Origin of the sequence: Herbiconiux moechotypicola, from assembly GCF_024979255.1 — a bacterium.
GTDB lineage: Bacteria > Actinomycetota > Actinomycetes > Actinomycetales > Microbacteriaceae > Herbiconiux > Herbiconiux moechotypicola.
This window is the reverse complement of record NZ_JANLCN010000001.1, coordinates 100,752-122,639: the sequence shown is the minus strand read 5'-3', so window position 1 is coordinate 122,639 and position 21,888 is coordinate 100,752. Positions and strand designations below refer to the sequence as shown.

At 71.6% G+C, this 21,888-nt stretch carries 23 protein-coding genes; 7 read left to right on the top strand and 16 right to left on the bottom strand.

Going from position 1 to position 21,888, the window contains the following annotated elements:
- Window positions 1-45: 45 nt before the first annotated feature.
- A complete protein-coding gene (locus N1031_RS00595) occupies window positions 46-1,608 on the top strand; it encodes an MDR family MFS transporter (protein ID WP_259477643.1) in 1,563 nt (520 codons plus the stop codon).
- 33 nt (window positions 1,609-1,641) lie between these two features.
- On the opposite strand, the gene N1031_RS00590 is transcribed toward N1031_RS00595, so the two are convergent.
- The 10 genes from N1031_RS00590 to N1031_RS00545 all read right to left on the bottom strand — a co-directional run bounded on the left by N1031_RS00590 (window position 1,642) and on the right by N1031_RS00545 (window position 10,656).
- Entirely contained in the window at window positions 1,642-2,034 is a 393-nt protein-coding gene (locus N1031_RS00590) for a type II toxin-antitoxin system VapC family toxin (protein ID WP_259477642.1), read from the bottom strand.
- Window positions 2,034-2,264, bottom strand: a complete 231-nt coding sequence (locus tag N1031_RS00585; protein ID WP_259477641.1) for a type II toxin-antitoxin system Phd/YefM family antitoxin — start codon at window positions 2,262-2,264, stop codon at window positions 2,034-2,036. Before N1031_RS00585 ends, N1031_RS00590 begins: the two co-directional genes overlap by 1 nt.
- A 26-nt stretch (window positions 2,265-2,290) precedes the next feature.
- Entirely contained in the window at window positions 2,291-2,788 is a 498-nt protein-coding gene (locus N1031_RS00580; RefSeq protein ID WP_259477640.1) for a DUF4253 domain-containing protein, read from the bottom strand.
- A 106-nt stretch (window positions 2,789-2,894) separates the two neighbouring features.
- On the bottom strand, window positions 2,895-3,476 hold the full coding sequence (locus tag N1031_RS00575) for a TIGR03086 family metal-binding protein (RefSeq protein ID WP_259477639.1): 582 nt from the start codon (window positions 3,474-3,476) through the stop codon (window positions 2,895-2,897).
- A gap of 42 nt (window positions 3,477-3,518) precedes the next feature.
- Window positions 3,519-4,805 carry a glycosyltransferase gene (locus N1031_RS00570; protein ID WP_259477638.1) on the bottom strand — a complete coding sequence of 429 codons (1,287 nt, stop codon included), beginning with the start codon at window positions 4,803-4,805 and terminating at the stop codon, window positions 3,519-3,521.
- Window positions 4,802-7,405, bottom strand: coding sequence for a GH92 family glycosyl hydrolase (locus N1031_RS00565; RefSeq protein WP_259477637.1), 2,604 nt, complete (start codon window positions 7,403-7,405; stop codon window positions 4,802-4,804). Before N1031_RS00565 ends, N1031_RS00570 begins: the two co-directional genes overlap by 4 nt.
- Window positions 7,406-7,690: 285 nt before the next feature.
- Entirely contained in the window at window positions 7,691-8,221 is a 531-nt protein-coding gene (locus N1031_RS00560) for a hypothetical protein (protein WP_259477636.1), read from the bottom strand.
- Window positions 8,222-8,302: 81 nt separating this feature from the next.
- Window positions 8,303-8,782, bottom strand: coding sequence for a hypothetical protein (locus tag N1031_RS00555; protein ID WP_259477635.1), 480 nt, complete (start codon window positions 8,780-8,782; stop codon window positions 8,303-8,305).
- On the bottom strand, window positions 8,779-10,005 hold the full coding sequence (locus tag N1031_RS00550; RefSeq protein ID WP_259477634.1) for a hypothetical protein: 1,227 nt from the start codon (window positions 10,003-10,005) through the stop codon (window positions 8,779-8,781). Before N1031_RS00550 ends, N1031_RS00555 begins: the two co-directional genes overlap by 4 nt.
- Window positions 10,006-10,101: 96 nt before the next feature.
- Complete coding sequence (locus tag N1031_RS00545; RefSeq protein WP_259477633.1) at window positions 10,102-10,656, bottom strand: cupin domain-containing protein; 555 nt, start codon at window positions 10,654-10,656, stop codon at window positions 10,102-10,104.
- Between the two features lie 237 nt (window positions 10,657-10,893).
- Here N1031_RS00545 and N1031_RS00540 point away from each other — a divergent pair, with 237 nt between their 5' ends.
- The 4 genes from N1031_RS00540 (at window position 10,894) to N1031_RS00525 (ending at window position 14,125) form a co-directional block, all read left to right on the top strand.
- Complete coding sequence (locus N1031_RS00540; RefSeq protein ID WP_259477632.1) at window positions 10,894-11,556, top strand: hypothetical protein; 663 nt, start codon at window positions 10,894-10,896, stop codon at window positions 11,554-11,556.
- Window positions 11,553-13,217 carry a polysaccharide deacetylase family protein gene (locus tag N1031_RS00535; RefSeq protein WP_259477631.1) on the top strand — a complete coding sequence of 555 codons (1,665 nt, stop codon included), beginning with the start codon at window positions 11,553-11,555 and terminating at the stop codon, window positions 13,215-13,217. Before N1031_RS00540 ends, N1031_RS00535 begins: the two co-directional genes overlap by 4 nt.
- A 72-nt stretch (window positions 13,218-13,289) precedes the next feature.
- Window positions 13,290-13,922, top strand: coding sequence for an alpha/beta hydrolase (locus N1031_RS00530; RefSeq protein WP_259477630.1), 633 nt, complete (start codon window positions 13,290-13,292; stop codon window positions 13,920-13,922).
- Between the two features lie 32 nt (window positions 13,923-13,954).
- The gene (locus N1031_RS00525; RefSeq protein WP_259477629.1) at window positions 13,955-14,125 is read left to right on the top strand and encodes a hypothetical protein; all 171 of its coding nucleotides are present in this window, start codon (window positions 13,955-13,957) and stop codon (window positions 14,123-14,125) included.
- Window positions 14,126-14,141: 16 nt separating this feature from the next.
- Here the strand turns inward: N1031_RS00525 and N1031_RS00520 are convergent, their stop codons facing one another.
- Window positions 14,142-14,981 (bottom strand): class II glutamine amidotransferase, encoded by an 840-nt coding sequence (locus N1031_RS00520; protein WP_259477628.1) that lies wholly within the window; start codon window positions 14,979-14,981, stop codon window positions 14,142-14,144.
- An 86-nt stretch (window positions 14,982-15,067) separates the two neighbouring features.
- On the opposite strand from N1031_RS00520, the gene N1031_RS00515 reads away from it, so the two are divergent.
- Window positions 15,068-15,388 carry a hypothetical protein gene (locus N1031_RS00515; RefSeq protein ID WP_259477627.1) on the top strand — a complete coding sequence of 107 codons (321 nt, stop codon included), beginning with the start codon at window positions 15,068-15,070 and terminating at the stop codon, window positions 15,386-15,388.
- A gap of 21 nt (window positions 15,389-15,409) precedes the next feature.
- On the opposite strand, the gene N1031_RS00510 is transcribed toward N1031_RS00515, so the two are convergent.
- From N1031_RS00510 to N1031_RS00490, 5 genes are read right to left on the bottom strand one after another with little or no spacing between them, the layout of a single operon-like run.
- Window positions 15,410-15,808: a PGPGW domain-containing protein gene (locus tag N1031_RS00510; RefSeq protein ID WP_259477626.1), complete on the bottom strand. Its 399-nt coding sequence runs from the start codon at window positions 15,806-15,808 to the stop codon at window positions 15,410-15,412.
- A 49-nt stretch (window positions 15,809-15,857) separates the two neighbouring features.
- Window positions 15,858-17,270, bottom strand: coding sequence for a hypothetical protein (locus tag N1031_RS00505; RefSeq protein ID WP_259477625.1), 1,413 nt, complete (start codon window positions 17,268-17,270; stop codon window positions 15,858-15,860).
- Window positions 17,260-18,093 carry a TIGR03943 family putative permease subunit gene (locus tag N1031_RS00500; protein WP_259477624.1) on the bottom strand — a complete coding sequence of 278 codons (834 nt, stop codon included), beginning with the start codon at window positions 18,091-18,093 and terminating at the stop codon, window positions 17,260-17,262. Before N1031_RS00500 ends, N1031_RS00505 begins: the two co-directional genes overlap by 11 nt.
- Window positions 18,086-19,123: a permease gene (locus N1031_RS00495; protein ID WP_259477623.1), complete on the bottom strand. Its 1,038-nt coding sequence runs from the start codon at window positions 19,121-19,123 to the stop codon at window positions 18,086-18,088. Before N1031_RS00495 ends, N1031_RS00500 begins: the two co-directional genes overlap by 8 nt.
- A gap of 50 nt (window positions 19,124-19,173) precedes the next feature.
- On the bottom strand, window positions 19,174-20,607 hold the full coding sequence (locus N1031_RS00490) for a SulP family inorganic anion transporter (protein ID WP_259477622.1): 1,434 nt from the start codon (window positions 20,605-20,607) through the stop codon (window positions 19,174-19,176).
- Window positions 20,608-20,827: 220 nt separating this feature from the next.
- Here N1031_RS00490 and N1031_RS00485 point away from each other — a divergent pair, with 220 nt between their 5' ends.
- Complete coding sequence (locus N1031_RS00485; protein ID WP_259477621.1) at window positions 20,828-21,838, top strand: LacI family DNA-binding transcriptional regulator; 1,011 nt, start codon at window positions 20,828-20,830, stop codon at window positions 21,836-21,838.
- Window positions 21,839-21,888: the final 50 nt, after the last annotated feature.

The window sequence follows — 21,888 nt, the reverse complement described above, 5'->3', positions numbered from 1 at the left end:
CCCTGACCCACTCCCCCACACCACTCCCACTTCCCTAGGACACCCATGTCTTCCACACCGACCGGTTCATCCCCCGCCGTCACCGCGCCACCGGTGCTCACCACCCGGCGCGTCAACCTCATCTTCGCCGCGCTCATGGTGGCGATGCTGCTCTCGGCGCTCGACCAGACCATCCTCGGCACCGCGCTGCCGACCATCGTGGGCGAGCTCGACGGCGTCAACCACATGCTCTGGGTGGCCACCGCCTACATCCTCGCCTCCACGGTCGTCATGCCCGTCTACGGCAAGGTCGGCGACCTCATCGGGCGCAAGTCGCTGTTCGTCATCGCCCTGTCGATCTTCGTGGGCGGATCGGTCATCGGCGGCTTCGCGAACTCGATGGAGTGGCTCATCGCGGGCCGCGCCATCCAGGGTCTCGGCGGCGGCGGACTCATGATCCTCTCGCAGGCGATCATCGCCGACGTCATCCCCGCCCGCGACCGAGGCAAGTACATGGGCTTCATCGGCGTGATCTTCGGTCTCTCCTCGGTCGCGGGGCCGCTGCTCGGCGGCCTGTTCACCGACGTGCTGAGCTGGCGCCTGGCGTTCTGGATCAACGTGCCGCTCGGCATCGCGGCCATCATCGCCGCCGTCGCCTTCATCAAGCTGCCCAAGCTCGACCTCAGCGTGCGGCCGAAGATCGACGTGGCGGGCATGATCACGCTCGCCATCGCCGCGGCCGGACTGGTACTCACCGCCTCGTGGGGCGGCACCGAGTACGACTGGGACTCGCCCGTCATCATCACGATGATCGTCGTCACGGTCGTGTCGGCGGTGGCCTTCGTGTTCATCGAGCGCCGCAGCTCGGAGCCGGTGCTGCCGATGTCGCTATTCGCCAACCGCAACTTCACCCTCACCACCCTGGGCGGGCTGGCCATCGGCATCTCCATGTTCGGCGCCATCGGCTACATGCCGACCTTCCTGCAGATCGTGAACAGCGTGAACGCCACCCAGTCGGGCTTCATGCTGCTGCCGATGCTCGCAGGCCTCCTGGTCACGGCCATCGGCGGCGGCTTCCTCGTCACCAAGACGGGGCGCTACAAGTGGATGCCCATCACCGGGTCGCTCATCATCGCGCTCGCCCTCGTGCTGTTCTCCACCATGCGGGCCGACACGCCGCTCTGGCTCATCCTCGGCTACCTCACCATCCTCGGGCTCGGTATCGGCCTGGCGATGCAGGTGCTCGTGCTCATCGTGCAGAACTCGGTGCCGCACACCATGGTGGGCACCGCCACCGCGGGCAACAACTTCTTCCGCGAGATCGGGGCGTCGCTCGGTTCGGCGATCGTGGGGTCGCTGTTCGTGGCCCGGCTCACCGACCAGCTCACCTCGGGCGCGGCGTCGCTGGGCGCATCCGCGGGTCAACTGCCGACAGACACGAACGCACTCACGCCGGCGGCCATCAACGCACTGCCGGCCGAGCTGCACAGCTTCATCGTGGACGCGTACTCGAACGCGCTGAGCCCGGTCTACCTGGTGCTGGTGCCGCTCATGCTGGCCGCGGCACTGCTGCTGTGCTTCGTGAAGGAGATCCCGCTCGCGACCACCGTCGTGCAGCCGGAGGGCTGACCGCCCGCCCACCTCGCACCACTCGCGTCGAGGTCACCGCCAGGCGAGTCGCACCCCACCCAGGGTGGCGAACACGGCGTCGGCCGACACCAGCACGGCGTTCTCGATGATGGCCTGCGCACCGAGCATCCGGTCGAAAGGATCACGATGCTCCCACTCGAACTGGCCCGCCACCAGCGAGTGCTCGACGGAGATGGGTAGCTCCGCGGCACCCAGCGCCTCGAGGTATCGGGGCAGTGCGGCGAGGAACGGTGCAGCCTCGGGAAACCGGCCCGACCGCACCTTGATGCCCATCTCCCACGGAGTGACGGACGAGACGAGCAACTCGTTGCCGGGATCGGTGAGGAGCGCAGTGGCGGTCGCGGGGATGCGGGTCGGATCGCGCACCGCCCAGAAGAGCGTGTGCGTGTCCAGCAGCAGGCGCACTAGAGGCTCCAGGCCGCGAGGGCTTCGTCGTCGAGAGGCTCCCAGAACGAATCGGGGAGCTCGGCTCCCGGCGCGAAACCGAGCTCGCGCCGTGGTGCCGGATCGACAGCCCTCAGGGTGGCGACGGGCTTGCCACTGCGCGCGATGATGAAGTCTTCGCCACGCTCCACGCGAGCTAGCAGTTCCGACATCCTCGTCTTGGCGTCCTGCACATTCACCATCTCGGTCATGTTGACCAAGTTTAGTTGGTCAACCATTAGTCCCACCAGAAATCCCACTGGTGGTTCGCCACGAGCGTCGCGACAGAGGGTGCGATCCCGCCCATGCCGTGAAACTGACTGTCGTAGCGACAGAAGTGGAAATGCTCCCGCGCCACGAGCCGGGCTTCGGCGATGGTGCGAGGCGGTCGCGTCACCCTCACCGACAGCGAGCCACCAGAGGTGGAGTGCACGTACGCACCGAAGCGCGACTGCCACGACTTCAGCACGACACGAGCGTCGACCCCGAGCATCCCGGCGTTGATCGCACCCGACCAGCCGAGTTCGGCCAGGCAATCCGCTGGGTCGTCGACTTTGATCAGCGCCAGAGGCAGGTTTCGCGTGTCGTCGTCGAGCTCCCACGGTCTCTCTCGATGGCCGCCGCCGACATGGATCGGCCAGTTGCCCGTCGCCGGAAAGCGCGCGGCGAGCGCCGCCCAGGTCGATCCGGGTTCGGCGAAGGTGAGCGGTGGCGGCTCGGAGGAGTCATGCGTCATGCACCGAGGCTAGGAATATCCGCGCGAACCGCTCTCGCGAGTGAGTGAATTGTGGAGAGTCGACGCTGGGCGTGGCGTTGTGGAGGAGGGGACGGCTCCGTATTAGTCAAGCCATCGGGCGCTGCCAGGCGGGGTTGCGGCCGATGAAGGCGATGAGGCGGTCTTGCGGGGGCGCGTCGGGTGACACGTCGACGCGCGGACCATACTGGCCGGAGGCGCGCAGCATCGCGTCGAGGGGTTCCATGCCCTCGAACAGGCGGCGGCACTCGTCCCCGTCGAGCGCGGGGGTCTGCCCGGTGGCGGTGGCGAAGTCCCAACTGTGCAGGAACACGTCGGTCGTGTAGAAGCGGTCGATCGCCTGCGCGACCGGCATCTCCCCCGTGTGCGGGTTGCTGAAGGGGGCGTAGGCGGCGACCGGGTCGTCGAGCACCGCCTGCACCGCCTCGGCGTGCACCCGCCAGGCCTCGACGGGGTCGTCGTCGACCGACGGACCCGCGAGCAGCACCACGTCGCTCCCGCCCGCGAGCAAGCCGGGCAGCCAGGTCACTAGGTGCCGCACGACATCGCGCGCCGCCCACTCCTCCACCGGGCTGGGCGCGTCCCACCCGGTGTCGGCCACGCCACGCGTCAGCTCGGCGAACCGCCCCGCGATCGCCCGGTGCCGCTCTGTCGCCTCCGTCGGGATCATGCCCTCACCCTACCCACGCCCGTCCGCCGTGCCCACGTCGCCTCAGACGGCGACGGAGCGGGGGAAGCGGTCGAACAGCTTGTCGAACACGTGGTGCCGGTCGAACTGCAGCGCGAACGCGCGCGCCTCGTCGGCCCACTCCAGCCGCTGCTCGGGCGTGGTGTGCAGCACGGCGCGGTCGATGGCCGCCGCGATCGCGTCGGGGTCGTTCACCGGCACCACGATCGCGTGGTCGCCGATCGCCTCGCCGATTCCGCCGGTGAGCGTGGTGATCACCGGCCCGCCGCCCGCGAGCATCTTCTCCGCGAGCGCGATGCCGAAGGTCTCCACGAACTCCGGCCGCGGCTTCGACGGCAGCACGAACGCCGTGCACCCGTTCATCAAGTAGGGCTTCTCAGCGTCGCCCACGTCTTCGAGGAAACGGATGCGGTGCGCCAGCGGCGAAGCGGCCGCCAGTTCCTTCAGCTGCGACGCCTGCGGCCCGCGCCCCGCGATCACGAGCGGCAGCTCGGTGCTGCGCCCCACCTCGCTGCGCTCGAACCCGGCGATGAGGTCGTCGACCCCCTTCGCATCCGTGAGCCGCGAGAGGAAGAACAGGTACCCGTCGTCGACGAGCCCGCGCGACGACAGCTCGGCGGCCTTGGCGGCGGGGTCGAGGTCGAGGTACTGCGCCGCGTCGATCGCGGGGTACGACACCACGATGCGCTCACGGCACTGGTCGGCGAACCGCGTGCCGTGCTGCTCGTCGACCCGCGCGGCCTCGCTGATGATGAGGTCGCGGGTGTACTCCGACACGGCCACGCAGTGGTCTTGCGAGAGGTACGACGAGAGGATGTGCGCGGCGGCTCCCAGCCGCCCCTCCTCCACCGCGGTGCGCACCACGTTCGTGACGTCGGAGCCCACCGCCTCGGCGATGGTGGTCACGTTCACGGGCAGGCCCGTGCCCCACGCCGCACGCACGGCGTCGGCCACCGCGATGGTGTGCGGGCTGAGGTAGAGCGAGAGCGCCACAGTGGGCACGCCGTCGGTGAACAGCTCGACGAGGCGGCCGGTGATGCCGGCCAGGTAGCGCCCGTCGGGCACCTTGTAGTCGCCCACGGGGGCGGGCCGCTCGACGATGATTCCGGGGCTGTACGGCAGCACCGAGTCGAGCGGCTTCAGCGGCAGACCCGCGGCCTCGAGCCGCTCGATCGGCCAGGTGACGATGCGCACCTCGTCGAAGCCGCGGGTGAGCGCGGTCTCGGCGAGGTTGCGGCCCTCCACGGAGTGGCCGCAGATCACCGGATCGGCTCGGACGACGATGACCAGGCGGTTGCGGATCTCGGTCATGGGGTGGCTCCTCTCGCGGGAGGCGGGTCGCCTCCGTCGGGGCGGGCGTTGGTGGGGGTGGTGCGGGTGGTGCTCTGGTCTGAGGGGTCCGCCGGGTCGGGCACGACACGCAGCGGATGCGCGACGTCGGTGACGATGGCCGGGTGGTCTTCGTGGGGGTCGGCGTCGTCGCCCGGCTCGACGTCGAGCTCGATGTCGAGTTCCGACTCGAGCGCCTCTTCGGCGAGGGCGTCGGCGTCGGCGTCGGCCGCGGCGACCTCCGCCGCCCGCAGTTCGGCGACCGCCGCGAGGTCGATCGGCCCGGTGGCCGCGTCGATCACCGCGTCGTGCGCGGCCGGTGCGATCCCGGCCGTCCCCTCCGCCCCCTCGGGCACGATCGCGGTCGTAGGCTCCGGCGCGATGGTCGGCCGGCTCGACGGCGGCACTGCGGCGGCGTCGGTTCCCCACGCGCTCGGCGCGGGCCCCAGCGTCACCACGAGCGACCCGCCCTCGTGGAACTCCTCGCCCGTGATCCACGTGCGCGACAGAGGACGCCCGTCGAGCGTGACCGACTGCACGTACTGCACGGGCCCGCCGGCCTCGGGCTCGACGAACCCGGCGGTGCGGATCGAGAACTCTCCCCCGGCCACGGCGATCGTCGCCTCTCGGAACGACGGCGCGTTCACGAGGTAGATGTTCTGCCCCGCCACCGGGAACAGCCCGAGCGACGCCCACACGTACCACGAGCTCAGCCCGCCCGAGTCGTCGTTGCCGGGCAGCCCGCCCCGCCCCGTGCCGAACTGCTGGTGCACCACGTTGTGCACGATCTCGGCCGTGCGGTCGGGCCGGCCGGCGTAGTGGTAGGCCCACGGCGCATCCATGTCGGGCTCGTTGTTGAGCCCCTCGAAGCGGCCGAGCTTGTACCCGGCCAGCAACTCGGCGGCGCCCGGCTTGTTGCCAGGCTGCACCACCGCATCCGCCCCGTAGCCGAAGAAGGCGTCGAGCTGCTCGAGAAAGCGCTCGCGCCCACCGCTCACCGCGATGCGGCCCTCCATGTCGTGCTGCAGGCGGAACGAGTAGTTGTAGCGGCTGCCCTCGTAGTAGGTGCTGTCCTTGAGCAGGCCCGACTCGGGGTCGTAGGCGTTCACCCAGCGCTCCGCGAGCTCCTCGAACTGCGCGGCGAGCGCCCGGTCGCCCACGTGCCGGGCGACCTTCGCGGTGCACCAGTAGCCGAAGGCGAGGTCGAGGGTGTGGCTGATCGGATGCGCCTCGCCGCGCAGCAGGTACTCCTCGCCGTAGGTGCGGCGCAGGTCGTCGCTCATGTGCACGAGCGCCCAGTCCCAGTCGATGCCCGGCACGCCGAGCTGGCAGAGGTCGGCCAGGAAGGTGTGTGCGAGCGCGCTGCCCTGCCGCGAGAAACGGTCGCCGCCGCGGGCGAGCCGGTACCCGATGGGGAAGTTGCCCTCCTCCTCGCAGATGGTGAGCAGCGCGTTGGCCAGCTCGACCGCCTTCTCGGGGAAGAGCGCGGTGAGCAGCGGCAGCTGGGTGCGGTAGATGTCCCACATGGTCGAGATGTCGAAGGCGAAGGGGCCGTCGGCGGGCCAGAACGGGCTCTCGTCGGCCGCGAAGCTCGGCTTGACGAGCGAGTGGTAGAGCGCGGTCGAGAACACGGTGCGACGGGCCGGGCTCGGGGTGTCGACCGCGATGGTCTTGAGCTGTTTGCGCCAGGTCTTCTGGGTGCGCTCACGCCGCGCCTCGAAGCGGGCGGGGCCGGGGCCGCAGTCGTGCCTGAGGTTCTTCTCGGCCTGCTCCACGCCGCGGAACGAGAAGCCGATGCGCAGCTCGATGGTCTGCCCCGGCTCGCTCGGGCCTGCCCACATCAGACCGAAGTTGCGCAGCGTGGTGGGGCGGATGTGGTCGAAGTCGAGCCGCGTCCCGCCCGGCATGAGCCGACGATCGTACCAGAGCATCTGCCGCCACTGCGGGGTGTCGGCCTCGATGTGCACCGAGATGGGCGCCCCCTCGGCCACGACCGTCCCGTTGGCGACTCCCGGCGAGAGCGTCTCGAGGTGCGCCCGCAGCGGGATGGTGGAGCCGTAGGGGATGGCGAGACCGCCGAGCGAGAAGTCGATCACCACGCGCGCGTTGCCGTGCCGGGGGAAGGTGTAGCGGTGCACGGCGCTCTTGGGGCCCACGGTGATCTCGGCGGTCACGCCCGAGTCGAGGGTGGCCGAGTAGTACCCGGGCTCCGCCGCCTCCTCCACGATGTCCCAGCTGCGCCCGAGCACGTCGAGCGGCTCCACCATGGGGGTGACCCTGAAGTAGTTGTAGTACTTGCGGATGGCGCCGGTGCCCGACTGCTGGAAGTGCGAGAAGCCGCTCGCGCGGTTGGTGTCGTAGAGCGGCGAGGGGATGCCCTCGAGGCTCAGGTCATAGCGCCCGTACCCCGTGGGGTAGGCGCCCGAGTAGGCGCAGGCGGACACCATGCCGAGCGGGTACACCGCACCCGGATGCGTGTTGCCGATCTGCGGTTTCGGCCACCACCAGGTGGCGGCGAGCCCGGTCTGCGGCGCGAGCTCGGTGACGTCGGTGCCGATGAAGGGGTCGACCCGTTCGATCATGAGCGCCCTCCGCGGGTGAGGCGGGGCGAGCGGCGGGAGCGGGGCATCGTCGGAGAGTAGGTTCCGGATGCGGCCGGTGTGTGAACGGCGGGTGACCGGTCGGCGAACGGCTGCGGTGGTGCGGCGTGCGGGTGGTTCACGGTGCTCCTTCGGTTCGGGTCGAGACGGTCGGGCGGTGCGGGGTGGGGCCGGATGCGGACGGTGCGGGAGGTCAGGACGGACGGTCGACGAGGCGGGAGGCGATGCGGTCGGTGGCCGGCTCGAGCGGCGGCGCCCCCGTCGCGCTCAGGGCAGCGGCGCCGTGAGCAGCGCGGCCCGTTCGTCGAGATAGGGCGCCAGGGCCGTGTAGCCGTCGGGCCCCGCCTGTTTACTCCAGCGCACGGAGAGCACGCCGTCACGCAGGGCGACGACCCCGTCGCCGGCGCGGAGCGCGGCCTCGTCGAGCTCGACCTCCTGGGCGTCCCAGTTCACGGTGTCGCCCTCGGCGAACTTGCCCTGATAGGCGGCCCGCCGATGGTCGCGGCGCTCCTCGGCGCGCGGGTTCTGGTGAGTGGCCCGGCCCGGTTCGACCGCGCGGGTAACCGAACCGATGGTGAACAGCCGGCCCCGTGCATCCAGCAGCAGCACCCCCAGCCGCCAGACCCGGTCGACCGGCACCATCACCGGCGAGCGCCGCACGCCGAGGATGGGGCGCCGGCTCTGGTAGCTCGCGAGCGCCTCGGTACGGGCGCCGTCGGCCTCGAGGCGCCGCACCGTCGACTCGAGCAGTCGCCCGAGCTCCGCGGTGATCGTGTCGTCGTCGGCGCGCCCTTCCATACCGTGACGTTACCCGGCCTCACATGTCGTCGGTGTTACGTGTGGCCGTTCGTTCGCCGTTCTTCCAGCTTCGGCACCGCATCAGAGCTGTCGGAGCCGCGCCCCGGCACGAGCCTCTCCGGCCCAGGCGAGCAGGATCGCGCCGGCGATCCCGTGCGCCGAACCCAGGGCGGCCAGGGTGAACGACTGCGCGTGGGTGAGCGACTCCGGCACCAGCACGAAGGCCAGCACGGTCACGACCACGCCGCAGGCCGAAGCCACCACCCACCGCGGCGCCCGCAGCCCCCACGACACCACGGCCACGATCGCGACGGCCATCCCGAGCCCCACTCCGATCAGCGAGCCGAGCACCATGGCCCAGAACGCGGCGTAGAGCACGAGGCCGGCGGAACCCGTGCCGCCCTCGGAAGCGGGGTCGAGCACGGCGTCGGAGCCGTAGACGACGATCGCGAACGCGATGGCGAGAAGGGCGGTGGCGAGCCCGCCCGCCGGCAGGGCGAGCAGGGCGGTCGTGAGCGGTGGGCGCGGGCGGGCCGCGCGCCGCTCACGACCACTCGTCATACCCCGCCGCCTCCGCTCGTGCCGTTCGCGTTGTCGGCGACCTTCTTCCAGTACAGCAGCCAGTTCGCGCCCGCCGCGCGTGCGTTGAGCACGTTGAGGTAGGGGCCGTTGTCCTTCATCACCATCGCGTGCACGTAGAGGTGGAGGTAGCCGCTCGGATCGTTGTACCACGAGAACGTGATGACCGATCCGGCGCCGTCGAAATGGCCGTCGAGCGCCACGAACTGCAGGGCCCCGCCGTTCGCCGTCTGCGAGCGCACCGGCGCGGCCGTGGGCGACCAGGTGAACGGGGTGATGCTGAGCGGCAGGATCTGCCCGTCGGCGGGGTAGCTGCGCGGCGCCCCGAAGATGGGGAACCAGCAGTTGAAGCAGCCGTGCAGCAGGCGCGACACCGAGCCCTCGGTGGCCTTCGGGTGGTTCACCGCCCATCCGGTGCTCGTGGTGGAGAAGTCGTAGCTGTAGAGCCACAGGGGGTCGAGCAGCACGGGGAAGGCGGTGTCGGCGGCGAGTTCCACGTGCTGGATGAGGGTGTGCCCGCTCCAGCTGTAGCTCGTGGCGAGCTCGCGGCCGGTGGCATCCCGCGCCCAGGGCGCCTCGAGGGTGCCGATGTAGTGGTGCGCGGCGTCGGAGAGGAGGGTCTCCCCCGTGGGCAGCTCGGTGGGGTAGGCACCGTCGGGGAGGGCGAAGTCGTACGAGAAGTCGGAACCGGCGGCGGGGCTCGCGAGCGCGGTGAGCAGGCGCACGCCGTTCTCGACCGGTTGCACGTAGGCCGCCGAGTCGTGCCCGCCGGAGTACGCGGTGATGCCGCCGTGATTCTTGGCCTGCCCTTCGGCGCCGCCGATCGTGATGGCCACCGGCAGACCGGAGCCCTCGGTCTCGGTGGGCGTGAGCGAGAGCGCTGAGGACGGGTCGGCGGGGATCTCGACGTCGAACGCGGTGCCCGCACCCGCCGCCCGCAGGTCGGCCCGGGTGCCTGCACCGGCGGGGATGCGCGTGTCGTCGAGGAGCTCGGGGGCGATGGCGCCGAGCACGGCGAGAGGGTCGGCGAGGGAGCCGGCGGACACGGCGGGCGCGGAGGCCGGCAGAGGCGCGGCGGTGGCGGCGGCCGGAGCCGCGGCGGCGATCGCGACCGCGACCACCACGGTCGAGGCGGCGAGCACGCCCGAACGAGCGCGGCGAGGACGTCTGGGAGACGTGACGAACGGACTTCTGGGCAGGGGCATGGGGACCTTTCCTCGTGAATCGCCCCCGCGATGCCGTCGTCACACAGCCTATAGGCATGTGGCGTTTCTACCTCATGCTTTCGAGCAATTCTCTGCTTACGGCGCGTCGCACTTCGTGAGGTCGGTCTCCGCGAGCGGCTGGCCGGCCTCGATGACGTAGCTCACGAGCAGCACCACGTCTTCGGTTCCCTCGTTCCGCCCCTCGTGCACGTAGTGGGCGCCCTCCACGATCGAGTCGCCCGCCTGGTACTCGTGCACGCCACCCGGGTAGATCGGCGCGTAGTGCGTGAACACGCCCTGCTCCACCACGGCGATGAGCTGGCCGTCATGGCAGTGCTGCCCGGTGCCCGCACCGGGCGCGATCGTGATGCGGCGGAAGGCCACCTGGGCGGGGCCTGTGACCTCCACGTCGACGGCGGCCTCCTGCTCGCCGCGCCCGAGCTCCTCGACGGTCACCGGGGCCGGGCTCGCGGTGGCGGCGGCGGTGGCCGGAGCTGCGGCGGTGTGCGACGTCGTCGGCGTGGGCGAGGCGGCGATCGTGGGCGACGCGGTGATCACGCCCGGGTCGGCCGCGCATCCGGTGGCGGCGAGCACGAGGGCTGCGATCGCGAGGCCGGCGAGACGGATGCGGACGGTGCGCTGGGCGGGCATGAAGGACCTCGTCGTTCCTCGGCCGGTGGCCGTGCGGGTGGCGGGCCGGCGTCATGGCCCGCTGCAATGCTGGCAGGCGCGCGGGCCCGGCGGCCCACGGCCCGCACCCCCAGTTCGGGGCGATGCCGGGGTGCGGGGCGATGCGCGGCCCGATCTCTACACGCGTCGCCTATCCTGATCGCTGACCGCCCCGACCCGACCGGGCCGCCGGGCTCCGACCAGCCGAGCGAGCATCCGATGACCAGCACCCGAGAGCGCCTCTCCCGCCCCCGGCGACGTGGGCGCGTGCTGGTGATCGTCGCCGCCGCCGTGGTGGTGATGCTCGGGGCCGCCGCCGCGGTCGCACTCTGGCTGCTGCCACCCCGACTCGCCGAGCAGCCGCGCGAGCGGTTCACCGCCACCACCACGGTGGTGGTCACCGACGGCACGACCGGCGCCTCGGCATCACTCGAGTTCGACGCCGGCTGGCTGGCGATCGGGGTGGGCCCGTTCCTCCCCCACGACCGCGCCACCGTCGTCTCCCCCGACGGCGCCTACCGCGCCGAGCTGAGCCTCGCGCCCGCGGGAGCGTTCGACGCGGCCACCACGCTGCAGGCACTCGGACTCGGGGATGAGGACGAGCAAGCGAGGTGGGAGACCGCGGGGTGGAGCACCGAGACGCTCCCGGACGGCGTGCTCGTGCATCACGCGGAGCTGACGCGGGGTACCGAGACGCTCGTCGTGGCGTGGGCCACTCCGGCCGCCGCCGACCCCGCGGAAGGCACGACCGGGAGCGCTCCGGCCCTCCTGCTCACCGCCCGCGTTCCGACCGACGTCGCCGACGACTATCGCACGGTCACCGCCGCGCTGCTCGCCACGGTGCAGAGTTCCCCCGCCGCCGCGCCCGGAGATGCGTCGTGAGGCGCCGGCGCGCCGGGCGGAGCGCGCTCGCACTCGCCGCCGTCGGGCCGCTGCTCGGACTGCTCGCCGGGTGCGCGAGCATCCCGCCCGCGCCCGACTGGGCGCCGCCGCCGGCCGCCGTGCCCGCGGTGCAGGTGGGAGACACCGCCGCGCAACCGGACGGAACCACCCCACCTGACACCCCCGCTCCCGCCGTCGGCCCGGCCTGGGGCACCGCCGGCGCGGTCGCCGGCTTCGACGTGCGGATGATCTACAGCGCCGACCCCGCGTCGCCGGTGGCGGCGAGGTGGGGCGAGATCCCGGGCGACGCCTCGTTCACGGCCCTGCTGCGGGGCCGGATCGCCGACGCGATCGCCTCCCATGCCGCCGCGACCGGAACGCCGTGGACGCCCTCAGCCGACGCCCCCGCCATCACGCCCGACCAGCGCGGCTGCCTGCCGGGAAGCTCGACCCGCCCCGTCGCCGAACTGCTGGCCGACCCCGGTCTCACTCCCCAGGGGGCCGCGCCCGGAAGCCAGGTGCTCTCCGTCAGCTGCGAGGTACTCGCCGCCGCGGGCGGACTGGTGGTACAGGCGCTCCGCACCGTGACGGCCGTCGACGGCCAGGCGACCTCCGACGACACGACCGTCTACTACGTGCAGACGGATGCGGATGCACCCGGCGGCGCCTTCGTCACCACCTCCGACGGCTTCCTCACCGACGACGGCCTGCGCGTCCTCCACGGCTGGGTGGTGCAGGCTCTCAAGATCTCCGCCGGCGCGCTCCGGCCCGAGCCGACCGAAGACCCGACCGCGCTGGATGTCGCCGCGCTGCGCGCCTCCTTCTCTCACCTGGCCTTCCAGTCGGACGGCTCACTCGTCGTGACCCTGCCCGAGGGGTTCAGCACCCCGGAGGTGGATGCACTCGCGGGCGTCGCGCATCCGTCGCCCTTCGTCGTGACCGTGCCGGCCGCCGAGACCGCACAGCTGCTCGGCGACCAGGGTCTCCAGGTGCAGGCGGCCCTCGGTTCTGGTGCCGCGGTCGCCCTGCCCGCGGCGCCGTTCCGTGGGCGGGAGCAGGTGGACTGCGACTTCTTCGCGTGCGTGGCCGTCACCTTCGACGACGGGCCGGGCGAGTACACCGACGGCGTGCTCGACACCCTCGACGCGCGCCGCGCCGCCGCCACCTTCTTCGTGCAGGGATACCGGGTCGGCGGCCGCGCCGGCACGCTGCAGCGGATGCGCGACGAGGGCCATGAGATCGGCAACCACTCCTGGAACCACCCCGACCTCACCAAGCTCACCGACGACGAGGTGCGCGACCAGCTCGGGCGCACGAACGCGGCCATCGCGGCCGCCGTCGGCAGCCCGGCGACGACGTTCCGGCCGCCCTACGGCGCGGTCGACCAGCGCGTGCTCGACCTCACCCCGCTCCCGGCGATCCTCTGGACGGTCGACACCAACGACTGGCAGCTGCCCGACGACGCCACCCTGCTCGATCGCGCCGTCGGCCAGGCGTCGCCCGGCGCGATCGTTCTGCTCCACGACGTGCACGAGAACACCGCCCGCATGACGCCGGCCATCGTCGACGGCCTCCAGGGCCGCGGCTTCACCCTCGTCACCGTGCAACAGCTCCTCGGCGGCACCCTCCCCTCCCCGCACACCACCACCTCCCGCGGCTGAGCCGGGTCGAAGCGTCGATGCGTCCGTGACCGACCACTAGTATTGGTTGTCGGTACAACAATCGGAGGACCCATGGCCGCACTCGCCGTCTCGCACGCGCTCACCTCGTGGGGCGAAGGGACCCCAGGAGACGCTCCGGTGGTGGTCATGATGCACGGCTTCGGTTCGAACGAGGCCGATCTCGCCGGCCTCGCGCCCGCACTCCCCGCGGGCTGGGCCTGGGCGAGCCTCCGCGCCCCCCTGCCGATGGGCGGCCCCGCCTTCGCGTGGTTCCCGATCACCACCCCCGGCCGGCCCGACCCCCAGACCGTGATCGACGCGACCGACGCCGTCTCGGACTGGATCGCCGCGTCGCTGCCCGCGACCTCCCGCGTGGTCGCGCTCGGCTTCTCGCAGGGCGGGCTGATGGCCTCGCAGCTGCTCAGGGCCGCACCCCGCCGGGTGGAAGCCGCCGTGGTGCTGGGCGGGTTCGTGCTCGACGCCGAACTGCCGGGCGATGCCGCCCTGGCTGCGGAGCGCCCGCCCGTGTTCAGCGGGCGCGGAACCGCCGACACCGTCATCGCCCCCGATGCCGTGGCGCGCACCGAGGCGTGGCTCCCCGGCCACAGCACCCTCACCGAACGCCGCTACCCGGGCCTCGGTCACGGCATCAACCCCGACGAGCTCGCCGACGTGGTCGCGTTCCTGCAGCAGCTGCCCGGCTGAGCCGACCCGCCGCCTCCCGCTATCCTGGTGGCATGAACGCTCCGCACCAGCCCCGGCCCTCGGACGACGCTCCCGACCGCGACGCGGACGGCGACACGATCGGCGGCGAGGAGGTCGACTCCTTCGACCGCGACCTCGAGGCGAAGATCCACAAGTACATCGCCTCGGCCACCCCCACCGACGGGCCGGCCCCGGGCGCCTGAGCCTGCATCCGGCCGCTCACGCCGTCGGCACGAAGACCTCCTGCCGGCACTCCGTCCCGTCCACGATGACGACGCTCGACTCCGGCACCTCCACGAACGCGCCGGGCAGATCGCTCAGCGGCTCCGACACCACCACCCGCGCCCCACGCCCGAACACCCGCAACCGCGACACGTCGGGATAGAGCGACTGCAGCACCTCGATGTCGGCCGAGTGGAACAGCGTGCGCGAGTGGTGCTCGCTCGAGTACCGGAACGCCCACAGCGTGCTGCCGTCGCTCACGGCGAAGGTGCCCTGCACGGGATGCGCGACTCCGCACCGCGCACCGATCGCCTCCACCTCGCCGAGCGCCGCCGCCATCGCCGCCACCGGGTCGTGCGCCAGGCCTCGCGAGAGCGCGAGGTGGAACAGCGCCTCCGAGTCGGTCGTGCCCCGCACCGACGGGAACAGGGACGGTTCGATCGCGAGCATGATCTCGCGCCGCATCGCCGTGAAGCCCCTCAGCGAGCCGTTGTGCATGAACAGCCAGTTGTCGTGCCGGAACGGATGGCAGTTGCTCTGCTGGATCGGCGGCCCACTGGCCGCACGCACGTGTGCGAAGAACAGCGGGCTCTCCACGGCGCGGGCGATCTCGCGCAGGTTCTCGTCGTGCCAGGCGGGCTCGACGCTCCGGAACAGCACGGGCGCCGACCCGGGCACGGCCCCCGCCGGATACCAGCCGAGACCGAACCCGTCGCCGTTCACGGTCTCCTTGCCGAGCTCCGAGGCGAGCGACTGGGCCACCAGCGAGTGCGGGGTGTCGACGACCAGGGTGGAGGGATGCAGGGGTTCACCGGCGTAGGCGATCCAGCGGCACATGGCGACTCCTTCGTCCGGGCCGCGGCGCGCGCGGCTGCCTGGCCCGACTGTACGCCGCGGCGGAGCGGTCGCGGTAGCCTCGCTGCATGACCGTGCACCGGATCGTGATCGAACTGGAGATCGACGTCGACGACGAGGACGCCTTCAAAGACGCCCAGATCGTGGACATGGACCCGCGCGCGATGGCGCTCTCCGACGCCGACGACGAGTCGGTCACGCGGATGGTGACGGGGGCGGTGCTCTTCGACGTGCACTGGCGCCGCCGCGGCCTCAACCCGCGGCTGAGCTCGAGCGGTTGGCGGGTGCACGCCTCCGACGGCGGCTACCTCGAGCACGTGCTCCCGGCCGAGCCGCGCCCGGACGACCTGCAGCCGGACGAAGGGCCCCCGAACGACTCGCAGAGCTGAGCCTCAGGCACAGCCCGAAGTTCAGGATGCAGGACGCGCGGCGCGAGCGGCCCGTCGCCGATCCCGCACCTCGCCGGCCTTCGCGAGGGCCGACTTCGCCACACCCTCCGCCTTCACCCGGGCGCGTTTCGCCCCCTCGAACTCGCTGGAGAGGATGCCGAGCCCACCGAGCGCCACGAGCGCTCCCGGCCCGGGCAGCGGGATCATGACGACGCCGAGCGCAACCGTCCCCGTGCCCACGACCCCGACCCCCGCGCGGTAGACGCGGTCTGCGGTGGGGTTCCTGCGAATGCTCTCCCTGGTTCCCCGCGCGGCCCGGCCCGCGGTGCGGCCGGCGGCACGACCGAGCGCGAGGCCCAGGTCTTTGGCGGCGGCCCCGACCGTCGGCTGCTGCCCGGCTCCGGTCTTCTCCTCGCTCATGCCGCCCACCCTAGGCACCCAAGCTGAGCGGTGCCCGCGACCCGCGGCCTCAGCTGCACCAGTCGGGCAGGAACCCGGGAACGCTCCGCGTGCTGAGCCCGGTGGACACGTCGACGAACGAGGTGCTCACCTCGGAGTACCCCGGCAGGGGATATCCGTCGGTGAGCGCCCCCGCACCGACGGTCTCCACCGCGATGTACTGCCCGTTGGGCGAGAGGCAGAAGTCGCGCACCCGCGACCCAGGTGTCGCCGTGGTGTAGAGCTCCCGGGTGCCCGCGGCGTCGGCGACGACGATCCGCGACCCCGTCACCGGCACGTCGGAGGCATAGTCGACCTCGTCGTACTGCCGCAGCACCACCCCGTCGGCCGCCGTGACGATCGTCTTGGGGTACAGCGCCGGGTCGACGTCGGGGGCCGGTTGCGCGAGGGGCGACACGGCGCCCGTGGTGAGGTCGATCTGCGACACCGTCTCCCCGTCGGCCACGACCAGTGCTGCTCCTCCGGGCAGGAACCCGCGCAGTTCGGCGTGACGGCCGAGCGGTGTGGGCTCGCCGCCCGAGAGGGGGTCGATGAGGTAGAGCTGCTGGTCGACGCCCTGCGCCACGAGCGACGACGTTCCGGGCACGAACTCCCAGTCGACCACCCGCAGCGACTCGCCGCCGAACCCGGTCACCTCTTCGGCCCGCCCCGAGGTGCCGAGCGGATCGAGCACGAACAGGGCGTTCTGGTAGTCGCGGCCCTCCGCATCCGTGCCCCCGCTCACGGTGAAGCCGAACAGTCTCGCCGACGCGGAGGAGCGCAGGTTCTGCAGCCGCCCGCCCGAGGGGGTGTGCACCGTGTAGGGCGTGCCTCCGTCGAGGGCGAGCGTGAGCGAGTCCGATCCGTCCTCGCCCAGCTCCACCACGGCGAGCGCCCCGTCGACCACGGCGAACTGCTGGATGCGCGGGGCCTGGAAGGCGACGGTCGAGGTCGCCTCCGCTCCGCCGGCCAGCGTCGAGCGGATGATGCGGTCGTCGTCGCGCACGAGAGGCGTGCTGCCGTCGCCCAGCCCGCCGCCGCGCAGGAGGGTGTAGACCGGCACGTCGGGGGTGCGGAAGTCGTGGGTGAGCGTCGACGAGATGCCGGTCCCCTCCCCCTCGGCGTCTCGCACGACCACGCGGTAGTCGGTGTCGTAGTCGAGCATGCCGTCGAAGGCGAGCGTGATGTCGGTGCCCGCCGCGGTGACCGTGAACGGAGCGTCCGGAGTGAGCGCGACCTGGCCGGGGTCGAGGGCGGCAAGGGCCTGGTCGGCGTGCAGCACGAGCCGCGAGCCGTCACGCGAGACGGTGGCGCCGAGATTGACCGAGGCGGAGGAGAGCACCGGGCCGCGCAGCACGGCGGCGGCTCCCAGCCCGATCGAGAGCACGACCAGCACGATGATCGTCACGACGCTCGCGCGACGGAAGGTGTGCTCAGTAGACATAGGGCTCCGCCGGCTGGTCGACCGCGGTCAACTCCGCGGGCTCGAACACGATCGCCTGGGCGCTGGTGCCGCTCGGGTTGGGGCCGAATCCACCCGTCGCCGACACCCAGCTGTCGATCGCGTAGTCGTGCTGCCACCCGGGGAGGTAGACGGGCACCCCCACGGGCTGGGCGTCGACCGCGCAGCAGGTCACGACGAAACGCGCGATGTAGAACACGTTCTCGGGGTCGTCGGCGTCGGGGGTGACGAAACCGGTGATGTCGGCCGTCTTGCCGGCGAAGTACTCCTCGCCGGCGCCCTGCCGCAGGAGCGACGCCCAGTCCTTCACGGTGAAACCGGCGGTGTCGGTGCCCACGAGCTCCGGGGCCTCCTCGGCGACGGCGGCGGAGGCGTTGAGGTCGCGCTGGGCGACCGTGGCGCTCGTGAGCGTGGCGGGAGGGATGACGAGCAGGGCCACCGCGGTCGCTGCCACCACCACCACGCTGAGCACGGCCCACACGGCGCGCGTGCCGGAGCCGCCGCCCCGCGCATCCTGGATCCCGGGGTCGCCGACGTGATCGTCGTGAGCATGACCGTGAACGTGGTCGTGGTCGTGATCCGGCTCCGCGCCGGGCACCACGGCGAACGCGGCGACCACCGCCATCCCGGCGATCACCGCCATCACGATCGTGAACTCGAAGTAGCGGGGGTGGATGTAGAGACCGAGTTGCCCGGTGAGCGCCAGCCACACGATGGCCACGACGCCCACGAGCGAGAGCAGCACCCCGCGCCACCGGTTCTGCAGCGCGGCCAGGGCCGTGCGCCATCGGGAACGTTCAGGCAAGGAGGTTCACCCCGAATCCGAGTGCGATGCTCGCCAGGGCCACCACGGTCACGAGCAGCGCCAGGGCCTTCGTGGTGAAGGTGGTGCGCAGCAGCGTGAGCATCTTGATGTCGATCATCGCCCCGAACACGAGGAAGGCGACCACCCCGCCGGGGAGGAACGTCGACCCGAAGGCGAGCACGAAGAAGGCGTCGACGTTGGAGCAGATGGCGATCACGAAGGCCAGCGCCATGAGCGCCAGCACCGACCAGACCGGGTTGCCGCCGAGCGCCACCAGCACGTCGCGCGAGATGCCCACCTGGATGGCCCCGGCGATCGCCGAGCCCACCACGAGGGCGGGCAGCATGGTGGAGGTCTCCTCGGCGAAGGCCACGACGGCCCGCCGCAGGCGCACGCGCTGGCCGGCGGGCGCGTCGTGCCCCGCCTCGGCCCGGCAGGCGGCCTCGAACGACGGTGTGAGCAGCGACCACGGCTGCGGGTGCCGGCTGAACAGCCAGCCGACGAGGTTCGCGATGACGAACCCGCCGATGATGCGGCCCGCCAGGATGCCGTCGTCCCACCCGAACGCCTGGTAGGTCGTGACGATGGTGACGGGGTTGAGGATGGGGGCGGCCAGGATGAACGTCATGGCCTCGGGCACGCTGAAGCCCTTCATCAGGAAACCACGCGCGAGCGGCACGTTGCCGCACTCGCACACGGGCAGCAGCACTCCGACCAGCGAGATGGTCACTCGTCGCAGCCACGGCGTGCGCGGCATCACCCGCTGCAACCACCGGTCGGGCACCCAGAACCGCACCACGGCCGAGATGAGGATGCCGAGGAACACGAACGGCAGCGACTCGATCACCACGCTCACCGAGAGCGTGACGAAGTCGCTCACGCGGTCGGGCAGCCCTGCTCCGCCGGGCCCGGCCGTCACCGTCCTCAGCACCAGGAGCAGCCCCACCAGCGCGGCTCCCGCGAGCACCCCCACCAGCACGCGCGATCGCCTCGCCGCCGTGGGGGTGCGGCGGCGGAGCTCGATCGTCACACCAGCCAGGCTAGACGACCCCGCCGTGAACTCGGGGAGACACCCTCCGTTCAGCCCAGGTGGCCGGAGAGCCGGCCGTGGAAGGCGGTGGAGCGTGCGTCGAGGCCGACGATGCTCGCCTCCACGCCGTGCTGGGCGAACTTCGTCACCACGGCGTCGAGGGCGGCGACGCTCGAGGCGTCCCAGATCTGCGAGTCGGAGAAGTCGATCAGCGCGCGCGGCGGGTCGTCGGCGTAGGAGAAGCGCTCCACCAGGTCGTTGCTGCTGCCGAAGAAGAGCGGTCCGTGCACCGCGTAGGTGACCTGCGCCTCCTGCCCCTCACCCGCCACGACCCGGTCGACGGTGATGACGTGCGCCACCCGCCTCGCGAAGAGCACCATCGCGAGCACCACGCCCACCACGATGCCCACCGCGAGGTTGCCCGTGGCGACCACGACGGCGATGGTCACCGCCATCACGAGCGTCTCGGGAACCGGCATGCGCCGAAGCGTCTTCGGCCGAACGCTGTGCCAGTCGACCGTGGTGACGGCCACCACCATCATCACGGCGGCGAGGGCAGCCATGGGGATCTGCGCCATCACGTCGCTCAGCAGCGTGACGAACAGCAGCAGCACGAGGCCGGCGACGAAGGTGGAGATGCGGGTGCGGGCACGCCCCATCTTCACGTTCACGACGGTCTGGCCGATCATGGCGCACCCGGCGATGCCGCCGTAGAACCCGGCCAGGATGTTCGCCACGCCGAGCGCCCACGACTCGCGGTTCTTGTGCGACCGGGTGTCGGTGATGTCGTCGACCAGCTTGGCGGTGAGGAGTGTCTCGAGTAGACCGACGAAGGCGACACTCAGCGCGGTGGGCCAGATCAGCGCCAGCGTGTCGAGGGTGAGCGGCGCGAGGAAGGGCGTGAGACCGGGCAGCGCTCCCCCGATCTCTCCCTCGTCGCCCACGTTCGGCACGCCGATGCCGGCGATCATCACGATCGCCGTGACCACCACGATCGCCACCAGGGGCGCCGGCACCGCCCGGGTGAACCGGGGCAGCACGAGCACGATCACGACGGTGAGCGCGAACAGCGGGTACACCGCCCACGGCACGTCGATGAGGTGCGGCACCTGCGCAACGAAGATCAGGACGCCGAGCCCGTTCACGAACCCGAGCATGACGCTGCGCGGGATGAAGCGGGCGAGCCTCGCCAGGCCGAGCGCGCCGAACGCGATCTGCACGATCCCCGCCAGCAGCACGGTCGGCAGGAGGTACTCGACGCCGTGCTCCTTCACCAGCGGTGCCACCACGAGCGCGACCGAGCCCGCGGCGGCGGTGACCATGGCGGGGCGGCCGCCGAGCACCGACATGCTGAGGGCCAGCACGACCGAGGCGATGAGACTCACCTTGGGGTCGACGCCGGCGATCACCGAGAACGAGATGACCTCGGGCACGAGGGCGAGAGTGGTGACGATGCCGGCGAGCACCTCACGGCTGAGCAGCACCGGTGAGCGCAGCGCGCCGAGCGTGGTCGTGGGGGTGGCGGCGGGAGCGCTGATGGGCTGAGCCTTCCGAGCGGCGGAGAAGATTTGGTGTGGGAATCAACATATTTCGCCGAAACGGTTGACTCGCGCCGAAACGCTTGTCTATCGTAGCCGTCGAAGCGTTTCGGCGAAGCGCTTCGACACCCACATCACCTGACGACGGAGCCGGCGAGGAGGCACGATGGCGACCATCCACGACGTGGCCCGCGTGGCCGGGGTCTCGATCTCCACGGTGTCCTACGCCCTCAGCGGCAAGCGCACGATCGGCGCGGCGACCCGCGACCGCATCGACGCCGCAGTGGCCGAACTGGGCTACCGCCCGAACGCCGGCGCCCGGATGCTCGCGGGCACCCGCACGAACATCCTCGCCCTCAGCGCACCGCTGCACGCCGACACCTACGCCCCCGCTCACATGACCTTCGTGCTGGCGATCGCCGAGGCCGCCCGCGACTTCGACTACGACACGGTGCTGCTCGTGCAGGACGAGGCGGTGAACGGTCTGCGCCGGATGGTGTCGAGCAAGCTCGTCGACGGCATCGTGGCGCTCGACATCGATCACGACGACGCCCGGGTGCCGCTGCTGCGCGAGCTCGACATCCCAGCGACCCTCGTGGGCATCCCGGGCGACACCTCGGGGCTCACCTGCGTCGACCTCGACTTCGAGGCGGCCGCCCGGCTGAGCCTGGAGCGTCTCGTGGCCCTGGGGCACCGCTCCGTGGGCCTGATCGGCCACCCCGACGAGCTGTATGAGCGCGGGTCGAACTTCCCGATCCGCTTCCGCGACTCCTTCGAGGCCGAGGCCACCGCGCTCGGCGTCGATTCCCTCGTCGTGACGCCCGATCAGGAGCCCGCCGCGGTGCGGGCGGCCTTCGAGCGGTTGCGCTCCGAACTGCCCGGCCTCAGTGCGATCGTGCTCAACTGCAACGAGCCCGTGCACACCATGCTCCTCGAACTGCTGAGAGAGAAAGGGCTGGGGGTGCCGTCGGATCTGTCGATCGTCTCGGCCTGCTCCAGCTTCCCCACCGACCAGCTCGATCCCCCGCTCGACGTCATCCCCCTGCCGGCCCAGATCACGGGCCGGCGCGGGGTCGAGCTCACCCTGAGCCAGCTCGCCGGGTACACCACCCCGGTCGTCGAGCTGGTGGCCCCCTCATACGTCGGCAAAGGCTCGACCGCTCCGGTCACTACCTGAGACGGCGTCCGGCCCCGCCGGACCACCATCCGCCCACCACTCGTCGCGGC

Bases quoted from the DNA above. Each gene is read 5' to 3' on its own strand.
- N1031_RS00570 (WP_259477638.1), bottom strand. From the start codon at position 4,805: ATGACCGAGATCCGCAACCGCCTGGTCATCGTCGTCCGAGCCGATCCG.
- N1031_RS00505 (WP_259477625.1), bottom strand. From the start codon at position 17,270: ATGTCTACTGAGCACACCTTCCGTCGCGCGAGCGTCGTGACGATCATC.
- N1031_RS00565 (WP_259477637.1), bottom strand. From the start codon at position 7,405: ATGATCGAACGGGTCGACCCCTTCATCGGCACCGACGTCACCGAGCTC.
- N1031_RS00485 (WP_259477621.1), top strand. From the start codon at position 20,828: ATGGCGACCATCCACGACGTGGCCCGCGTGGCCGGGGTCTCGATCTCC.
- N1031_RS00575 (WP_259477639.1), bottom strand. From the start codon at position 3,476: ATGATCCCGACGGAGGCGACAGAGCGGCACCGGGCGATCGCGGGGCGG.
- N1031_RS00515 (WP_259477627.1), top strand. From the start codon at position 15,068: ATGACCGTGCACCGGATCGTGATCGAACTGGAGATCGACGTCGACGAC.
- N1031_RS00585 (WP_259477641.1), bottom strand. From the start codon at position 2,264: ATGACCGAGATGGTGAATGTGCAGGACGCCAAGACGAGGATGTCGGAA.
- N1031_RS00520 (WP_259477628.1), bottom strand. From the start codon at position 14,981: ATGTGCCGCTGGATCGCCTACGCCGGTGAACCCCTGCATCCCTCCACC.
- N1031_RS00540 (WP_259477632.1), top strand. From the start codon at position 10,894: ATGACCAGCACCCGAGAGCGCCTCTCCCGCCCCCGGCGACGTGGGCGC.
- N1031_RS00580 (WP_259477640.1), bottom strand. From the start codon at position 2,788: ATGACGCATGACTCCTCCGAGCCGCCACCGCTCACCTTCGCCGAACCC.
- N1031_RS00525 (WP_259477629.1), top strand. From the start codon at position 13,955: ATGAACGCTCCGCACCAGCCCCGGCCCTCGGACGACGCTCCCGACCGC.
- N1031_RS00510 (WP_259477626.1), bottom strand. From the start codon at position 15,808: ATGAGCGAGGAGAAGACCGGAGCCGGGCAGCAGCCGACGGTCGGGGCC.
- N1031_RS00530 (WP_259477630.1), top strand. From the start codon at position 13,290: ATGGCCGCACTCGCCGTCTCGCACGCGCTCACCTCGTGGGGCGAAGGG.
- N1031_RS00550 (WP_259477634.1), bottom strand. From the start codon at position 10,005: ATGCCCCTGCCCAGAAGTCCGTTCGTCACGTCTCCCAGACGTCCTCGC.
- N1031_RS00545 (WP_259477633.1), bottom strand. From the start codon at position 10,656: ATGCCCGCCCAGCGCACCGTCCGCATCCGTCTCGCCGGCCTCGCGATC.
- N1031_RS00595 (WP_259477643.1), top strand. From the start codon at position 46: ATGTCTTCCACACCGACCGGTTCATCCCCCGCCGTCACCGCGCCACCG.
- N1031_RS00555 (WP_259477635.1), bottom strand. From the start codon at position 8,782: ATGACGAGTGGTCGTGAGCGGCGCGCGGCCCGCCCGCGCCCACCGCTC.
- N1031_RS00560 (WP_259477636.1), bottom strand. From the start codon at position 8,221: ATGGAAGGGCGCGCCGACGACGACACGATCACCGCGGAGCTCGGGCGA.